Origin of the sequence: Prosthecobacter sp. (genome assembly GCF_044226605.1) — a bacterium.
GTDB lineage: Bacteria > Verrucomicrobiota > Verrucomicrobiia > Verrucomicrobiales > Verrucomicrobiaceae > Prosthecobacter.
Genome location: NZ_JBGAGS010000007.1, coordinates 373,034 through 388,066, shown reverse-complemented (window position 1 = coordinate 388,066; position 15,033 = coordinate 373,034). Strand labels below are relative to the sequence as shown.

Annotated in this window: 15 protein-coding genes; 6 read left to right on the top strand and 9 right to left on the bottom strand. The window is 61.5% G+C overall.

Translation table 11 applies throughout. The annotated features are described in order from the left end of the window. A partial coding sequence (locus tag ACILSO_RS12045) for a GTP-binding protein (protein ID WP_395737655.1) occupies positions 1-320 on the bottom strand: 320 nt, incomplete at its 3' end. A 164-nt stretch (positions 321-484) separates the two neighbouring features. Between ACILSO_RS12045 and ACILSO_RS12040 the strand changes: the two genes are divergently transcribed. Then, positions 485-808: an ArsR/SmtB family transcription factor gene (locus ACILSO_RS12040; RefSeq protein WP_395737654.1), complete on the top strand. Its 324-nt coding sequence runs from the start codon at positions 485-487 to the stop codon at positions 806-808. A gap of 159 nt (positions 809-967) precedes the next feature. Further along, entirely contained in the window at positions 968-2,623 is a 1,656-nt protein-coding gene (locus ACILSO_RS12035; protein WP_395737653.1) for a sulfatase-like hydrolase/transferase, read from the top strand. 144 nt (positions 2,624-2,767) lie between these two features. Here ACILSO_RS12035 and ACILSO_RS12030 read toward each other — a convergent pair whose 3' ends face one another. The 6 genes from ACILSO_RS12030 to ACILSO_RS12005 all read right to left on the bottom strand — a co-directional run bounded on the left by ACILSO_RS12030 (position 2,768) and on the right by ACILSO_RS12005 (position 6,830). Beyond that, positions 2,768-3,205 carry an arsenate reductase ArsC gene (locus ACILSO_RS12030; RefSeq protein ID WP_395737652.1) on the bottom strand — a complete coding sequence of 146 codons (438 nt, stop codon included), beginning with the start codon at positions 3,203-3,205 and terminating at the stop codon, positions 2,768-2,770. 29 nt (positions 3,206-3,234) lie between these two features. Beyond that, a complete protein-coding gene (locus ACILSO_RS12025; RefSeq protein ID WP_395737658.1) occupies positions 3,235-3,912 on the bottom strand; it encodes an MIP/aquaporin family protein in 678 nt (225 codons plus the stop codon). 8 nt (positions 3,913-3,920) lie between these two features. Further along, positions 3,921-4,400 (bottom strand): DUF6428 family protein, encoded by a 480-nt coding sequence (locus ACILSO_RS12020; RefSeq protein WP_395737651.1) that lies wholly within the window; start codon positions 4,398-4,400, stop codon positions 3,921-3,923. Between the two features lie 4 nt (positions 4,401-4,404). Continuing rightward, on the bottom strand, positions 4,405-4,722 hold the full coding sequence (locus tag ACILSO_RS12015) for an ArsR/SmtB family transcription factor (protein WP_395737650.1): 318 nt from the start codon (positions 4,720-4,722) through the stop codon (positions 4,405-4,407). A gap of 143 nt (positions 4,723-4,865) precedes the next feature. Then, complete coding sequence (locus ACILSO_RS12010; RefSeq protein ID WP_395737649.1) at positions 4,866-5,855, bottom strand: glycosyltransferase; 990 nt, start codon at positions 5,853-5,855, stop codon at positions 4,866-4,868. Positions 5,856-5,957: 102 nt separating this feature from the next. After that, the gene (locus ACILSO_RS12005) at positions 5,958-6,830 is read right to left on the bottom strand and encodes a helix-turn-helix domain-containing protein (RefSeq protein ID WP_395737648.1); all 873 of its coding nucleotides are present in this window, start codon (positions 6,828-6,830) and stop codon (positions 5,958-5,960) included. A gap of 88 nt (positions 6,831-6,918) precedes the next feature. Here ACILSO_RS12005 and ACILSO_RS12000 point away from each other — a divergent pair, with 88 nt between their 5' ends. The 4 genes from ACILSO_RS12000 to ACILSO_RS11985 all read left to right on the top strand — a co-directional run bounded on the left by ACILSO_RS12000 (position 6,919) and on the right by ACILSO_RS11985 (position 12,981). After that, positions 6,919-9,252: a hypothetical protein gene (locus ACILSO_RS12000; protein ID WP_395737647.1), complete on the top strand. Its 2,334-nt coding sequence runs from the start codon at positions 6,919-6,921 to the stop codon at positions 9,250-9,252. Positions 9,253-9,446: 194 nt separating this feature from the next. Continuing rightward, complete coding sequence (locus tag ACILSO_RS11995) at positions 9,447-10,049, top strand: helix-turn-helix domain-containing protein (RefSeq protein WP_395737646.1); 603 nt, start codon at positions 9,447-9,449, stop codon at positions 10,047-10,049. Between the two features lie 6 nt (positions 10,050-10,055). Then, the gene (locus tag ACILSO_RS11990) at positions 10,056-10,397 is read left to right on the top strand and encodes a hypothetical protein (RefSeq protein WP_395737645.1); all 342 of its coding nucleotides are present in this window, start codon (positions 10,056-10,058) and stop codon (positions 10,395-10,397) included. A gap of 70 nt (positions 10,398-10,467) precedes the next feature. Next, positions 10,468-12,981, top strand: coding sequence for a glycosyltransferase (locus ACILSO_RS11985; protein WP_395737644.1), 2,514 nt, complete (start codon positions 10,468-10,470; stop codon positions 12,979-12,981). On the opposite strand, the gene ACILSO_RS11980 is transcribed toward ACILSO_RS11985, so the two are convergent. Then, positions 12,978-13,616, bottom strand: a complete 639-nt coding sequence (locus ACILSO_RS11980; protein WP_395737643.1) for a TVP38/TMEM64 family protein — start codon at positions 13,614-13,616, stop codon at positions 12,978-12,980. The two genes, ACILSO_RS11985 and ACILSO_RS11980, sit on opposite strands and share 4 nt — an antisense overlap. Positions 13,617-13,641: 25 nt before the next feature. Continuing rightward, entirely contained in the window at positions 13,642-15,033 is a 1,392-nt protein-coding gene (locus tag ACILSO_RS11975; RefSeq protein ID WP_395737642.1) for a sulfatase, read from the bottom strand.

Below are 15,033 nucleotides of genomic sequence, written 5' to 3'. Positions count from 1 at the left end.
GTGACGGTGGCGACGAGGTCGGTGCAACTGCCGACGGGCTCGGCGATGAAGACGTCGGGCTTGGCTTCGTTGGCGAGCTTGCTGGCGGCATCGACGAGGGTGTTGAAGCGGCAGCAGAAGCAGCCGCCGGCGATTTCTTCGGTGGCGTAGCCCTGGCCACGGAGAAGCTTGGTATCGACGAGGCCGCCGGCCTGGTCGTTGGTGATGAGGCCGACGCGGAGGCCCTGCGCGCTGAGGTGTTTGGCGAGGCGGCCGACGGTGGTGGTTTTGCCAGCGCCGAGGAATCCGCCGATCATGATGTAACGTGCTTTGGAGGGCATGGGGAGGGTTGGGAGAAAGGAGAACGTGTGGGCAGAAGGCTGCTACAACTCTAACGATGACGCGGCGCATTATGTTATTTGCCCGGGTTAGCAATTATTATTTTATGCCATGACGGCTGTTCGGGGGTCTTGCGGGGAGAAACCGATCTGCTAAAGATCGTGGCATGCCATCACGCACTGTGACTCGCTCCTTTGACTGCCTCAACGCCATGCGCGCGCTGGGGGAGCCAACGCGGCTGCGGCTGGTGCGGCACCTGATCAGCGGGCCCAAAGCGGTGACTGAGCTGTGCGAGACTCTGCAGGTGACGCCCTACAATGTGTCCAAACATCTGAGAGTGCTGAAGGAGGCGGGGCTTCTGGAGGTGGAAAAGCAGGGACAGCAGCGGATTTACGCGCTGGCGGAGGCCTTCAGCGAAAAGCTGGCGCGCAATGCCAACACGCTGGACCTGGGCTGCTGCCAGTTTCATTTCGACAAGCTGCCGGAATAGGCGTGGGAATGGCGAATGCAGAGCCGAGCGAAGTGAACCGAAGCGCAGCGGAGATAGCCGAAGGCAAACAGACGACTGAATGGAGCCCGGAGGATGAGTGAAACGAATCAATGACGAATGGGTGAAGAAGGCTGAGGTTTGGCCGTTCTTTTTTTTCCCATGATTCGCTCTCTTCTTTTTTTGTTCCTTTGCGGCGTCTCGCTTCACGCGGCTGCCAAACCCAATGTGCTGCTCATCTGCGTGGATGATTTGAAGCCGTTGCTGGGGTGCTATGGGGACACGGTGGTGAAGTCGCCCAATATCGACCGGCTGGCAGCGCGGGGGGTGGTGTTTGAGAAGGCGTTTTGCAATCAGGCGGTGTGCGCGCCTTCGCGCAATGCGCTGCTGACAGGGCTGAGACCACAGTCGCTGGGAATCTATGAACTGAGCACGAACTTCCGCAAAGCGGTGCCGGAGGCGGTGACGCTGCCGCAGCATTTCAAGGCGAATGGTTATCGCGCGGAAGGGCTGGGGAAGATTTTCCATGTTGGGCATGGGAATGTGAATGACGAGGCCTCCTGGAGCGTGCCCCATTTCACGCCGAAAACGATCAGCTACGCGCTGAAGGAAAACAACCCGCCGGAGTCCACGCGGGAGCAGGCGCTGTTTGAGAACAAGACGGAGGCCTGGAAACTGCCACGGGGCGCAGCCACGGAGTCTGCCGACGTGCCGGACGACCGGTACGGGGACGGCATCATTGCCGAGGAGGCGATCAAGCGGATCGCGGCGGCGAAGCAGAAGCCGGAGGAGCCGTTTTTTCTAGCGGTGGGATTTTTGAAACCTCACCTGCCGTTTGTGGCGCCGAAGAAATACTGGGACCTGTACGATCCCGCCACCTTCAAGCTGCCAGAACTGCAGGCAGCACCTGCGGGCGCGCCTGAGTTTGCGCCGACGACCTGGGGCGAACTAAGGCAGTACCGGGACATGCCGGAAACGGGACCGATAACGAAGGAGGAGGCGATACACCTCATCCATGGCTACCATGCGGCCACAAGCTACATGGATGCCCAGGTGGGCAAAGTGCTGGATGCACTGGACGCGAGCGGCCTGGCAGAAAATACCATCATCGTGTTCTGGGGTGATCATGGCTGGCACCTCGGCGACCACGGCATGTGGTGCAAGCATACCAACTATGAACAGGCGGCGCGCATTCCCGTGATCGTGACCGGGCCGGGAATCGCGCCTGCACGCACGCAGGCGCTGATCGAGTCCTGTGACATCTATCCCACTCTGGTGGAACTGACCCAGCTGCCCGCGCCACCGCAGGGAGACGGGCGCAGCTTTGCCGAAGTGCTGCAAAAGCCGGAGGCGAGCGTGCGCGACCACGTCATTCATGTTTACCCGCGCGGGCAAGGGCTGATCGGGCGGGCGATCCGTACGCAGCGCCATCGGCTGGTGGAATGGAAGAAGCCGGGGGCGGCGCCGGAGACGGCGGTGCTGGAACTGTATGACTATGAAAAGGATCCCGCTGAGACGAAAAATCTGGCGGTGGAGCAAACCGCAATCGTCACGGTCCTGAGGCAGTTTCTAGCCAAGCATCCTGAAGCCAGGCCTCAAATCTCCAGCAAGCCGGAGGCGGCACCCAAGAAGCCTGTGCAGGATCGCGGGAAGATGTTTGACGCACGCGACACGAACAAGGACGGGCAGCTGACGAAGGAGGAGTTTTTGCTGAACCAGCCGGATCCGGAGGAAGCGCCGAAGAGGTTTCCGAAATTCGACACCGATGGGGATGGGAAGCTGAGCCGTGAGGAGTTTATCAAGGGCGGAAAGAAGTAGCCTCAGAAGCCCCTGATCTAACAACGCAGCTCTGGAGCAAAGCGGAAGCAGCCGAAGGCAAATTAGAAGACCGCAGAGAAATCATTCTGAAACGTGGAGTGTGTGGATGTGGGGCTCCCAAGCACACACACACCTACGGGCGGATCAGAGGTGCTTCATTTGATCGCGGCGGCCGTCGGCGTAGGCGGTGAAGACGGCTTTAATCTCATCGCGGACACGGCGGAAGACGGCGAGGATTTCTGCGTCGGTGCCGGTGGCATGGGCAGGATCGTCGAAGGGCCAGTGGTGGCGGTTGAGCTGGCCGGGGAAGAGAGGGCAGGCCTGGTCGGCATTGCCGCAGACGGTGATGACGGTCTCGACCTGACGGTCGAGAAATTCGTTCATGTGCTTGCTGTGGTGGGCGGAGATGTCGATGCCGATTTCCTGCATGGCCTTAATGCCGAGAGGATGAACGTAACCGGCGGGCTTTGACCCGGCGCTGGCGATTTCGAGGATGTCTCCTGCAACGGAACGGAGGATGCCTTCGGCCAGGTGGGAGCGGCAGGAGTTGCCGGTGCAGAGGATGAGAACAAGAGGGCGCACGAGGGATTTATGATTTACGATTTTTTGATTTATGATTTGCCGGAGGTGGGCGAGGCGCAGCAGCAGGTGGAATCGCGGACGCAGAGGCAGAGGGGGACGGCGAGGAGGGCGCCAAGGATGGGGGCGGTGAGGTAGAGCCAGAGGTGGGAGAGATGGCCGGAGATGAAGGCTGGCGCGAGGGAGCGGGCGGGATTCATGGAGGCACCACTGATGGGTCCGGCAAAGAGGGCCTCGAGGGCGATGACACCGCCGATCGTAATGGCTGCGGTTATGCCTTTTTCTTTCGCGCCGGTGGATACGCTTAAAATGGTGAGCATGAGGATGGCGGAGAGCACGAGCTCGAGCACGAAGCTTTGTGCATCTGAGCCCAGAGGAAGCGTGGCACCCAGAGTGGTGTCTTGTGGAAACAGGAAATGGAGCAGGAGACTGGCAGCAAACGCGCCTGCGACCTGTGCGACAACATACCCGGGAGCTTCACGCCATGGCAGGCGCCGTGCGGCGGCGAAGGCGAGCGTGACGGCGGGATTCAAGTGCGCGCCGCTGACATCGCCAAAGGTGTGGATCATGGCGAGGACGACGAGGCCGAAGACCAGTGCAATGCCAACGTGTGTGATGGAGCCGTGGGTGGCCGCATTGATGACGATGGCACCTGTGCCCGCGAAGACGAGGGTGAAGGTGCCGAGGCATTCTGCGAGGAGCTTTTTCATCGAGAGGATCAGCAGCAGGCGGAGCCAGGAGTGCAGCACTGGGCGGGCGCCGCCTTCGGCGCGGGAGCGCATTCGCCGGGGAGGCAGATGCCGCGGGCGAGGCAGTCAGTGTGCTTGAGGCCGAGGCGGAAGGTGAGAGCGCCATCGATGATCTCGGCGCTTTCCACGGGGAACTGAGCGACGACGTAGTCCTCGTATTCGATTTCGACGGGAAGGTCGTGATGTGGCAGCACGTCGCCGGCCTTGTCGAAGATGGCCGCGAGTTTGCCTGCCAGAAGGCGATGATCGAGGTCATCGTGGACCCAGGTCTGAAGGAGGCAGGTCTCAAGTGTGCGGCGTGTGCCGCCGCAGTCGATGAAGCGCTTCATGACGTGGCCGACTTCGGTGATGTGGAAATGCGCGGGGATGAAGCCGCCGTCTGGGAGAAGTAGGGAAATGGGCTTGTCCGGGTTTGAACGGAGTGCGGCGAGAAAGGCGGTGATGTTCATGGAACTAGCAGCAGGTTTGGGATTTGGTTTTGGGCGACTTGCGGGCGAGCTGATCGACGCAGCGGAGGAAGTCGCCGAGGCAGTCGCAGACGAGGCGGTAGTAGATGTTGAGGCCACGCTTTTCGCAGGCGAGCACGCCAGCCTCGCGCATGAGGGATAGGTGCTTGGAGACGGTGGACATGTCGGCACCGACGAGATCCTTGAGATCGCAGACGCAAAGCTCGCCGGCCATGAGGGACTCTGCAATGAGAAGGCGGGAGGGGTGCGCGAGGGCCTTGATGACGGCGGCGCGTTTGGTGACTGTGGCTTTGCTGGCGGGCATCTGTTTGGTTATTTGGTCATTTAGCCAATTAGTTTGCCGGAAGCAAGCGGTTTTGATGGCCGGGGGGGTGGGAGGCGATGGGTGGTCTGAAAGACAGAAAGGACGCGGAGATGGGGGATCGCTTTTGCCCGCCATGGATTGCGTCAGGCTTTCTGGCGCTTCCAGATGTGGCAGAGATACCAGGCTTTGACGGTAGCGGCGGCTTCGCGGTAGTTGGAGCAGGTCCTTAACATCGTGCCGGGAAGGCCAGCGGCGAGGAACTGGGACGCGAAGAGACTTCGATCTGCATGGGAGACGTTCCCTTTGCGCATGAGGCCGAGGAAGTGGCCCATTTCCCGCAGAACCTGTGTATTCAAGCCACGGCGAACCGCAGGCGGCTGATTTTGGGCCAGGTCTTTTAACAACGCGGCGACTTTAAGGTAGCTGGAGATGCGATGGTGGACTTTGGCGGCATCTCGGGATTGAGTCAGCGAAGAGGGATTGCGGCGATAGCCGTAGCGCGCGGGCCGGGAGAAGGCGAGGCGATTGGAGGCAAGGGCGAGCTGAACGGTCCAGGGGATGTCCTCGTGAATCATGTCCCGTCGGAAGCGGAGGCCCGCCCCCTCACTGACACTGCGGCGGCAAAACTGCAGCCAGACGTAGTGGGGCCATTCGCGAAGTTTGACTCCCTGGGCGATCCATTCGGCTCCGGTGAGGGTGCTGTCCCAGGGCTGCTTGCGGAGAATGGCGAGGGGATTGGAAGCAAGGAAGGCCTGAGGGTCGGTTTTGAAGCTGAAGCCGTTGCAAAGAAGGCAGTCGAGGTTTCCCTGCTCTGCCTGCTGATGCCATGCTGCCAGAGAGCCTGGAGCGAGCCAGTCGTCGCCATCGAGAAAGGCGAGCCATTTGCCGGAGGCGCGGTCGAGTCCGGCATTGCGTGCAGCGGATACGCCCTGATTGGGCTGGGAGATGACAATGACGCGGGGGTCCTGCCCGGCGTAGGCTTTGATTTTTTCCAAAGAGGCGTCGGTGGAGCCGTCGTCGATGATGATGATTTCGAGGGAGATGCCATCCTGGGCGCGGGCGGCGGAGAGCGATTCATCCAGGTATGCCTCATTATTGAAAACGGGGATGATGAGGGAGACGTCTGGTTGCATGCAAGGTGGGGCGCCCGTTGAAAGCCTGGCTGGTTGCCAACGTCGGGGGGCATTTGTAGCCAAGTGAATGCAAGTTCAAACGACATCTATTACAATCCCGCCTCACGCGGCCTGCTCCGCACTGCTCTGGCGGTAAGCCGAAGGAGAAACGCCGGTGTGGCGACGGAACCAGGCGGTGAAGTGGGAGGCGTGACGAAAGCCGAGGGCGAAGGCGATTTCTTTGAGGGTGTCACGATCCGCCATGACGCGCTCCCGTGCGAGATCGACACGGCGGCGCTCCATGAAGGTGCGCAGGCCGATGCCGAGGTGCTGCTGCAGGAGCTGCCCGGCACGACGGATGCCGATGGGGAAACCGGGAGGCAGGCTGGGAATGGTGTGATCCGGCGGCAGGGACTGCAACCAGGCGACGAGCTGATCGACACGACGACGGCTGGCGCGGGCCTGGAGCACCGGCTGCACGCCAAGCTGCTGCAGAGTTTCCAACCACACGACAAACCAGGCGGAGAACGCGGCCTCCCGTGCGGCCCAGACGATGGCGGAGCATGCCGAGGCCGCGATGGCCTGGCGGTAGGTGACGGATTTCCGCGCTCCATGAATGCTGGCGAAGAGCTGCTGGGTCGCCTTGTGCAACGCAGGGGCAGCGGAGGCGAAATTGAGCGCATTGCGAAACAAAGAGGTGCCGTCCGGCCACTGACTGCGGAGGCTGACGGAGAGCAGGCGGGTTCCGGGCGCGAACCAATGGCGGCGCAGGTGGGGTGAGGAGAAGAAGGCGTGGCCGCGTGGCACGAGGATCTCTTTGCCGTCTGCCTGGATGCGGACTTCACCCTGCTCGACGAAGAAGACGCCCGCAGGCACCGGAATCTCGGGCGACCAAACGCCGCACTGCGGCACCGGAGCGCGATACACCCACAGCCATTCGTAGTGCAAAGTATGCCACACGGCGGCGGGGAGCTGGGCAGGCTGCGGTTTGGGCATGGGGAAGCTAAGCGGGGAATGTAAGGGATTTCAATGCGGCATAACTGACGACGGTTGCCAGGGGAGCCGGCGTGGGTTTGATCCATGGATGAAATCCAACCTTGTTTTGCTGCTGGCATTGACGAGCGCTCTCGCTGCCGAAGAACCACGCAGTGTGAGCGGCATCTATCCGAGCCTGGCGATGTTTAACAATGAGGGAGAGTGCGGCACAGGAGCGGTGGTGCCATGGGCTGACCGGCTGTGGGTGATCACATATGGGCCGCATCTGCCGTTTGGCTCAAGCGACAAGCTGTACGAGATCACGCCTGACCTGAAGCAGGTGGTGAGGCCTGAGAGCGTGGGCGGCACACCGGCGAACCGGATGATCCATGCGGAGTCGAAGCAGCTTTTCATCGGGCCATACGTGATCGATGCGGAGCGCAAGGTGCGGGTGATTTCTCCGCATAAGATGCCGGGCCGGCTGACGGGGAATGCGCGCCACCTGAAGGATCCGACGGGCAAGATCTATTATGCGACGATGGAGGAGGGACTGTACGAAGTGGATGTGGACTCGCTGGCGGTGACTTCGCTGATCCGCGATGGCAATGCTTTGAAGAAAGACTTTCTGGTGGAGACACCGCTGACGAAGCTGGAGTCGCAGCTGCCGGGCTACCATGGCAAAGGACTGTATTCAGCGCAGGGGCGGGTGATTTATGCGAACAATGGTGACAGAGACAAGCGTGTGCTGACGGACCCGACGACACCAAGCGGCGCGCTGGGTGAGTGGCGCAAGCCGGGTGAAGACTGGCAGCTGGTGAGGCGGAACCAGTTTACGGAAGTGACCGGGCCGGGAGGCATTCAAGGAAGTGATGTGAATGCGCCGGTGTGGAGCATTGGGTGGGATGCGAAGTCGCTGATTTTGATGCTGCTGGATGGTGGGAAATGGCAGTCGTTCCGGCTGCCGAAGGTGAGCCATAGCTACGACGGCGCGCATGGGTGGAACACGGAGTGGCCGCGCATTCGCGACATCGGCGAAGAAGATCTGCTAATGACCATGCACGGGGCGTTCTGGCGATTTCCGCGCAGCTTTTCAGCAGGGAACACAAAGGGGATCCGGGCACGCAGCGCGTACATGAAGGTGATCGGAGACTTCAGCCTGTGGAATGACCGCATTGTGTTTGGCTGCGATGATTCGGCGAAGTCAGAGTTTCTGAACAAGCGCAAGGTCAAAGGAGGGATCGACAGCGTGGGGCAGTCGCAGTCGAACCTGTGGTTCACGAGCCCCGAAATGCCGGACAAGCTGGGGCCTGCGCATGCGAGCGGGGCGGTGTGGCTGCATGAGAGGGTGAAGGCGGGGGATGTGGCGGACCCATTTCTCGTTGCGGGATGGAAACACCGGAGCGTGTGGCGCGTGGACCATGCCACCGGCACGGCCATGCGTGAGGACATCCGTGGCGACGATGAGTGGCTCACGGTAAAGGCGGACAAGGACGGGAAAGATGTGAGCGTGATCGTGACGCTGACGAATGGCGAAACGCGAGGCACCGAAGCGGATGCGATGTTTGACGGAATGGTGCGTGCAGGAGATGCCAGGGTGCAGACGGGCGTCTTTCGCGCACGTGGGGAGAACAAGAGAACGCTGAGCTTTGCGGCGGACGCAGGATATTATGAGCTGGATGCGGAGCTGAAGCTGAAGCGGGTGGAAGATGCGAAGGCCGAGGCGTATGTGAAGACTAAGGTGGCGATTCCGAAGCAGGTGATCACGCTGGACAAGGCGAGCGTGCTGGTGGTGGATGACCGCGGGCGACGCTGGCGCCTGCCACGTGCAACCACCGCGCTGGACGCCGCAACAAACGCGGGGGAGCTGCGGGTGTGCCGTGAGGTGGCGACCGAACGCGACATGCTGAGCGCCTACGGGACGTTCTTTGAACTCCCGGCAGAGAATGCGGACGGCTTTGCCAAGATCCGGCCGGTGGCCTCGCATGATCTGCGCGTGACGGATTTCGGCGGGTATCGAGGAATGTTTCTCATGAGCGGGGTGAAGCCGGATGCACCTGCCGGCGAACACATTCTGCGTAGTGACGACGGCAAGGCGGCACTTTGGGCGGGGGCGATCGACGATCTGTGGAAGCTGGGCAAACCACGCGGCGAGGGCGGGCCATGGAAGAACACAAAGGTGAAGGCGGGGCAGGCAAGCGATCCGTACCTGATGTGGGGATATGACAAACGCACGCTGGCACTGAGCCATGACGCAAAGCAGGATGTGAAGCTGAAGGTCGAGCTGGACCTCACCGGAACCGGCTTATGGGTGACCTACCAGGAGGCTGCGGTGGCGGCGGGCGCGAAATTGAACCTGGAATTTGAGCCGGCGGTGCAGGCGCGCTGGCTGCGCGTAACGGCTGATGCCGCGTGCACGGCGACGGCACAGCTGAAATACGAGTGAGCGATGTCGTCTGGGTAAGTCCGAAAAACGCCACGATGTGCCAGGATGGCGCGAATTTGACCAATCCTCGCTTTTATTACTAGGATATTTGCCATGGACCTGCGGAGTTTTTTCAATTCTCCGGGCTGAGGTTCAGAAAAAAATTCGTCGCTTCCACGGCCGGGGATGTCACAATCCGCGTATCGACATCAACCATGACCGCCGCCTTCGGACAGATCCTCAGCGCTGCGCGTGAAAAACGCGGCCTCACCCTTGAGGACACTGCGCATGAAACACGCATTCCCGTTCAGCGTCTTCGCTACCTGGAGGCTGGCAACATTGCAGCCTTTGGCAGCCTGACGTACGCACGTTCGTTTCTGCGGCAGTACAGCGACTTTCTCGGAGTGGATGCCTCGGAAATGCTGGAGGAGCTGCCGGAAGGTGTGCTGGGTGGAGAGCGTGACTACCGCTACCTCACCCAGTCGCAGGGACCGTGGCTGCGTGAGAGCGACACCCATGCGGAACGAGCCGCAACTCCCGCGGTCAGCGGCAGGGTGAGGTCCATCAAATCTCCCCTGCCGGCGGCGCTTGCGGTCTTTTTATTCATTCTCGTGGGCACCGCCATGTGGGGCAAGCACGTGGCCGATCTGCACAATCAAGAGGAACCAGGTGCGCTGAAGGCGCTGCCCGTGGAGGATGATGATCCTCCGGTGCCCGCTCCTGTGGCCCCGGCCGGGGGCAAAGTGGAGATGGCAAACGTGAAGCCAAAACCGGTGGATTTTCCGCCCGCCGCGCCTAAGGTCGCACCTGCCAATTGATCCCAGATGCCAGCTTCCAAAACGTCCTCTTCCAAATCCCCGTGGTGGCTTGAGTCACTGCTAGGGTCACTCGTGATCATTGCCGCCGTCGGCATCGCAGCCTATGTGAACGAGACGGCACGCGAAATCGTGGCGCAGGGGCTGGCCTACTTGTTCACGTTTTTTTCCACTCCGTTTGTGCTGGAAACCAGCACCGCCTTTCTCGGACTTTGCATTGTGATGTTCATCAACAACCGCCGTCTGGAGCGTGAAGGCGACGGATGGGTGGAAATGGAAATCACAGAGCCGGATGCGGCGGAAAGCAGTGCGGCAGGCCAGACATCCGCTGAGAAAGCCTCCGAGGCCTGAATCTAACTGGCCTCAGTCACGTACATGTTTCACACTTCGGGCCTCCCGAACGTGAACATTACGCCTCTGCATGACATTCGCTCCACCGACATCCACACATCCGCCTGTGTCTCACGGGCAGCGTGTGGTGGCGGCAGGCAAGTTTTTGCGGCTGGAAGATGGCAGCCCGCACTTTGTGCGAGGGGTGAGCTACGGTCCGTTCAAGCTGAACTCACGCGGCGAACCTTTTCCTGAAGATGCCCGGCTGGCCGCCGACCTGCGGCACATCGCTGAAATGGGCCTGAACACAGTCCGGCTGTATGAACTGCCCACGGCGGCGGTGCTGCAGGAAGTCGAGGCGCTCGGACTGCGGTTGATCGTGGGTATTCCGTGGACCGAGCATGTCGATTTCCTGGCCGACTCTGCCCTTTGTAAAGAGATCAAATCCCGCGTCGCCAAAGCCGCTGCCAACCTGCGGGATCATTGCTGCATCACAGCCTTCCTGGTGGGTAATGAGATCGAGAAAACGCTGGTGCGGTGGATGAAGCCGGGACGCGTGCGCGCGTTCATTGAGAAGCTGATTGAGATCGCACGCCAGAATGCGCCGCAGACATTGATCAGCTATGCAACGTATCCTTCCACCGGGTATCTGGTGCCGCGCAATGCAGACTTTCTGGCGGTGAACGTGTATCTGGAATCTGCGGCGTCCTTCCGCGCCTACCTTGCGCGTTTGCAGAATCTCGCGGGCAACCAGCCGCTGCTGATCACGGAATTTGGCCTGGATGTGGCCAGCCACGGGCCGGAGCAGCAGGCGGAAACATTGCGCTGGCAGCATGAACGTCTGCTGAAGGGAGGATGCGCGGGCGGGGTGTGGTTTGCCTACACGGACGAATGGCACCGGGGTGGGAAAGAGGTGACGGGCTGGCAGTTTGGCCTCGTGGATCGAGAGAGAAAGGAACGGCCGGCATGCGGGGTGCAGAGGGAGCTGAAAGCAGCGTGGACGCCGCCTGGCGAGACACCGCGCATCTCCGTGGTGGTGTGCACGCGAAACGGCGGCCACACTTTGCGTGCGTGCCTGGAATCTTTGATGGCGCTGAACCACCCAGATTTTGAAGTCCTGGTGATCGATGATGGATCGCGGGATATGACGGCGGAAGTGGCGAAGAGTTTTGTGCGGGTGTGCTATCACCACCAGGAACACGCTGGGCTGAGTGTGGCGCGCAACCTGGGGGCGCGGCTGGCCACAGGGGCAATCATAGCGTACACGGATGATGACTGCATCGCGCATGCGGACTGGCTGCTGCATCTGAGCCATGCGTTTGAAGACAAAGAAGTCGTGGCAGCCGGGGGGCCGAACATTCCACCGCCGCCGCGCAACCGGACCGAGCGCGTGGTGGCGGCCGCGCCAGGCGCGCCGGCGCATGTGCTGCTGGACGACACGGAGGCGGAACACCTGCCGGGATGCAATCTTGCCATTCGCAAGGAGGCGCTCGACCGCATCGGCGGATTTCGTGCGGAATTTAATACCGCCGGCGATGATGTGGATGTGTGCTGGCGGCTGCGGGAAACCGGTGGACGCCTGCTGTTTGCACCGGGTGCCATGGTGTGGCATCACAGGCGCTTCACGCTGCAGGCCTATCTCTGCCAGCAACGTGGCTATGGGCAGGCGGAGGCGCTGCTGATGAAGCACCATGCCGAACGGTTTGGCTTTCTCGGAGGGGCGCGGTGGCGAGGGGGCATCTATGGAGATCAGCACCCGGCGGACCATCCAGTGGAAGGCAGCATCTTTCATGGGCCGTTTGGGCTGGGTGCGTTTCAGGTGATCTACTCTTCTGCAAGCTATCGCTGGTGGGAGTGTTTCACCGGACTGCTGTGGGTGGCGCTGCTGCTGCTGGCGCTGATCTGCCACCAGCCATGGGTGGCGCTGGGGCTGGCAGGATTTGCCCTGTGGGCGGCATGGCAGGTGAGCGCGCGCAATGCCGCTGCCGCCAACCTGAGACGCAAGGAGGACCGTCTGCTGCTGTGGTGGCTGAGCTTCCTGCAGCCCGTGGTGCGGGAGTGGGCGCGGCTTTGCGGCATGCTGAAGCTGGGAGCCAGGCCGAGCCGGCATCCGCTGCTGCCGGACATCATTCCACCGACGCGGCCGCACAAGATCACGCTCAGCCTGGGGACGCTGAATTTTTGGAGTGAAAGCGGCGCCACTCGTGAAACATGGCTGCAGGAACTGCGAAAGGAGTTCCGAACGGCGCATGTCATTTTTCGCGAAGACGACGGATGGCGCTGGTTTGACGTGGAGGCGTGGCCGTGGTCCGAAGTCTCACGCGCGTTCTTGAGCGTCACGGAATTTCATGCCGACGGGCGCTGCCTCACACGGGTGCGGCTGCTGCTGCGTGCACGGCGCAGCCTGGGGTGGAACCTCATGCTGTGGCTGGTGGTGGCCACGATTTTGATGGTGGCAGGGCTGCATGCGCTGCTGGTGCTGGGTGTTCTTGCGGCCATGGCCATCGGGCTGCTGCTGCCGCTCGGGGTGTGGGTGATGCGCCGGGACATGCACCGGCTTGCACGTGTGGCGGCAGCCCGGGCTGGACTGGTGGAGATGCGCTAGCGCTTCAGCACACGCGCGGCGCCAAGCCACAGAAGGATGGGGACAATGGCGCTGAGGGCAAAGGCCCATGCGGGCTCGCTCTGACCGAGGTGGCCGATGGCGGCGAAGACAAAACCGGTCGGAATGGACCCACAGGCGAGTGCAGGGAGGAAAACCCGCCAGCGCATGCTGGAAAGTCCGGCGAGACAGGCCACGGCCTCCGGCAGTACCGGCATCCAACGCGAGAGCGCGACGAGCCAGCCGCCGCGGCGTTCGAAGATTTCCTCCCCTTTGCGCAAACCTTCCGCCCCGGCGATCCAACGTGCAGCGCCACGCCCCAGCCAGCGACATGCGGCATACGCGATGATCCCAGAGAGCATGGAGCCCGCCGCGGCGATGAGGCCACCCAGCCACCAGCCATACATCCAGCCCAGCGCTGACATGACGACGGTGGAAGGGACGGGAAGAATGATGTCTGCCACGAGCAGGACAATGCCCGCGGCCCAGGCCCAGGTGCCGTAGCTTTCCATCCATGTGCGCGCGCCTTTCAGGCTCAGCGTTTGATCAAACTGAGCGCCCCAGATCATGAACGGGACGATGATCCCCGCGAGGATGACGAGAATCAAAAGGATGAGCGAACGGCTGCCGCGGGTCATGCCTTAACACAGCAGGCAATGTGACTCATGGCAAGAGCGGCACGGCTTTCTCCACCATGCCCGCCTCCCGCTGACCGGAGCCGGGGAGATTGAGATCTCCCAGATCCGCGCGGGCCTTTTCAGCCAGTTGCGTGAGACGCTTCACGATGCCGGGATGTTGCGCGGAGACTTCGTGTGCCTCGCCGACATCATGCCGGACATCATACAGCTCGAGCGGGAAAGGCTCACGTTTGCCGCTCAGGGTTTTGAATTTGCCTTCAAGGGGCAGGTAGAGCTTCCAGTCTCCGGCGCGTACTGCCTGAAGCTGCTGCATGCGGTAGAAGAAGAAGCCGTCGTCATCCCATGGGGAGCGGGTGCTTTTTGGATCGAGGAGCATGGATGTCACGTCATGGCCATCGATTTTATTCGGCGGGAGAACGGCACCTGCTAGGCTGGCAAAAGTGGGCAGCATGTCCATGGTTGAGCACAGCGCGTCATTCACGGTCCCAGGTGGAATATGTCCGGGCCAGCGCATGACGCAGGGCATGCGCATGGCGCCTTCGGAGGTGTCGTAGCCGAAGCCGCGGTAGGGCGCATTGCTGCCCTGGGGTGGAGTGCGCCTGACGGCGCCATTGTCCGACGTCCAGACGAAGAGCGTGTTGTCCGCGAGTTTGAGCCGCTGCAGCGCGGCCATGATCTCGCCGGTGCTCCAGTCGAGCTCCTCCACTGCATCGCCATAATCTCCGTTTGCGCTTTTGCCGCGGAAGGCTTCGCTTGAAAAAGGATGGCCGGTGGATCCCGGCATGGTGTGCGGAAGGTAGAGGAAGAAAGGCGTGGCGGCGTGCTGCTCGATGAAACGAACGGCTTCTTCAGTGCAGCGCTTGACGAGATGATCGCGGTCCGCAGGAGCTTCGATGACCTTTTCACCGCGCATGAGCGGCAGGTCCGGCCAGAGGTCCGGTTTTTTGTCCTTCGTCATGTCATCGCTGTAGGGAATGCCGAAGAAGTCATCGAATCCCTGCTTGGTGGGGAGAAACCCTGGCTGGTCGCCAAGGTGCCATTTGCCGATGCACATGGTGGCGTAACCGGCGCCTTTCAAAACCTCCGCGATGGTGACCTCGGAGGGATTGAGGCCTTTGCGGGCGAGAGGCTGCAGCACGGCACCGCCGGTGTCGCTGATGTGCATGCCAATCCGCCGGGGATAACAGCCGGTCATCAATGCCGCCCGGCTGGGAGTGCAGACGCCGCTGGCCACGTAGAAGCTGGTGAATCTGGCGCCCTCTGAAGCGAGGCGGTCGACATTGGGAGTGCGATGGATTTTTGAGCCAAAGCAGCCAAGGTCTCCGCTGCCAAAATTGTCCACAAAGATGAAGACGATGTTGGGTCCGGCGGCGAGGCTGCTGACCGAGAGCAGCAGAAGGAGGCAGAGGGTTTTCAT

What these genes read in the sequence shown, in the direction of transcription:
- ACILSO_RS11985 (WP_395737644.1), top strand. Translation starts at nt 10,468, where the DNA reads ATGACATTCGCTCCACCGACATCCACACATCCGCCTGTGTCTCACGGG.
- ACILSO_RS12000 (WP_395737647.1), top strand. Translation starts at nt 6,919, where the DNA reads ATGAAATCCAACCTTGTTTTGCTGCTGGCATTGACGAGCGCTCTCGCT.
- ACILSO_RS11995 (WP_395737646.1), top strand. Translation starts at nt 9,447, where the DNA reads ATGACCGCCGCCTTCGGACAGATCCTCAGCGCTGCGCGTGAAAAACGC.
- ACILSO_RS11980 (WP_395737643.1), bottom strand. Translation starts at nt 13,616, where the DNA reads ATGACCCGCGGCAGCCGTTCGCTCATCCTTTTGATTCTCGTCATCCTC.
- ACILSO_RS12025 (WP_395737658.1), bottom strand. Translation starts at nt 3,912, where the DNA reads ATGAAAAAGCTCCTCGCAGAATGCCTCGGCACCTTCACCCTCGTCTTC.
- ACILSO_RS12020 (WP_395737651.1), bottom strand. Translation starts at nt 4,400, where the DNA reads ATGAACATCACCGCCTTTCTCGCCGCACTCCGTTCAAACCCGGACAAG.
- ACILSO_RS12010 (WP_395737649.1), bottom strand. Translation starts at nt 5,855, where the DNA reads ATGCAACCAGACGTCTCCCTCATCATCCCCGTTTTCAATAATGAGGCA.
- ACILSO_RS11975 (WP_395737642.1), bottom strand. Translation starts at nt 15,033, where the DNA reads ATGAAAACCCTCTGCCTCCTTCTGCTGCTCTCGGTCAGCAGCCTCGCC.
- ACILSO_RS12035 (WP_395737653.1), top strand. Translation starts at nt 968, where the DNA reads ATGATTCGCTCTCTTCTTTTTTTGTTCCTTTGCGGCGTCTCGCTTCAC.
- ACILSO_RS11990 (WP_395737645.1), top strand. Translation starts at nt 10,056, where the DNA reads ATGCCAGCTTCCAAAACGTCCTCTTCCAAATCCCCGTGGTGGCTTGAG.
- ACILSO_RS12005 (WP_395737648.1), bottom strand. Translation starts at nt 6,830, where the DNA reads ATGCCCAAACCGCAGCCTGCCCAGCTCCCCGCCGCCGTGTGGCATACT.
- ACILSO_RS12015 (WP_395737650.1), bottom strand. Translation starts at nt 4,722, where the DNA reads ATGCCCGCCAGCAAAGCCACAGTCACCAAACGCGCCGCCGTCATCAAG.
- ACILSO_RS12040 (WP_395737654.1), top strand. Translation starts at nt 485, where the DNA reads ATGCCATCACGCACTGTGACTCGCTCCTTTGACTGCCTCAACGCCATG.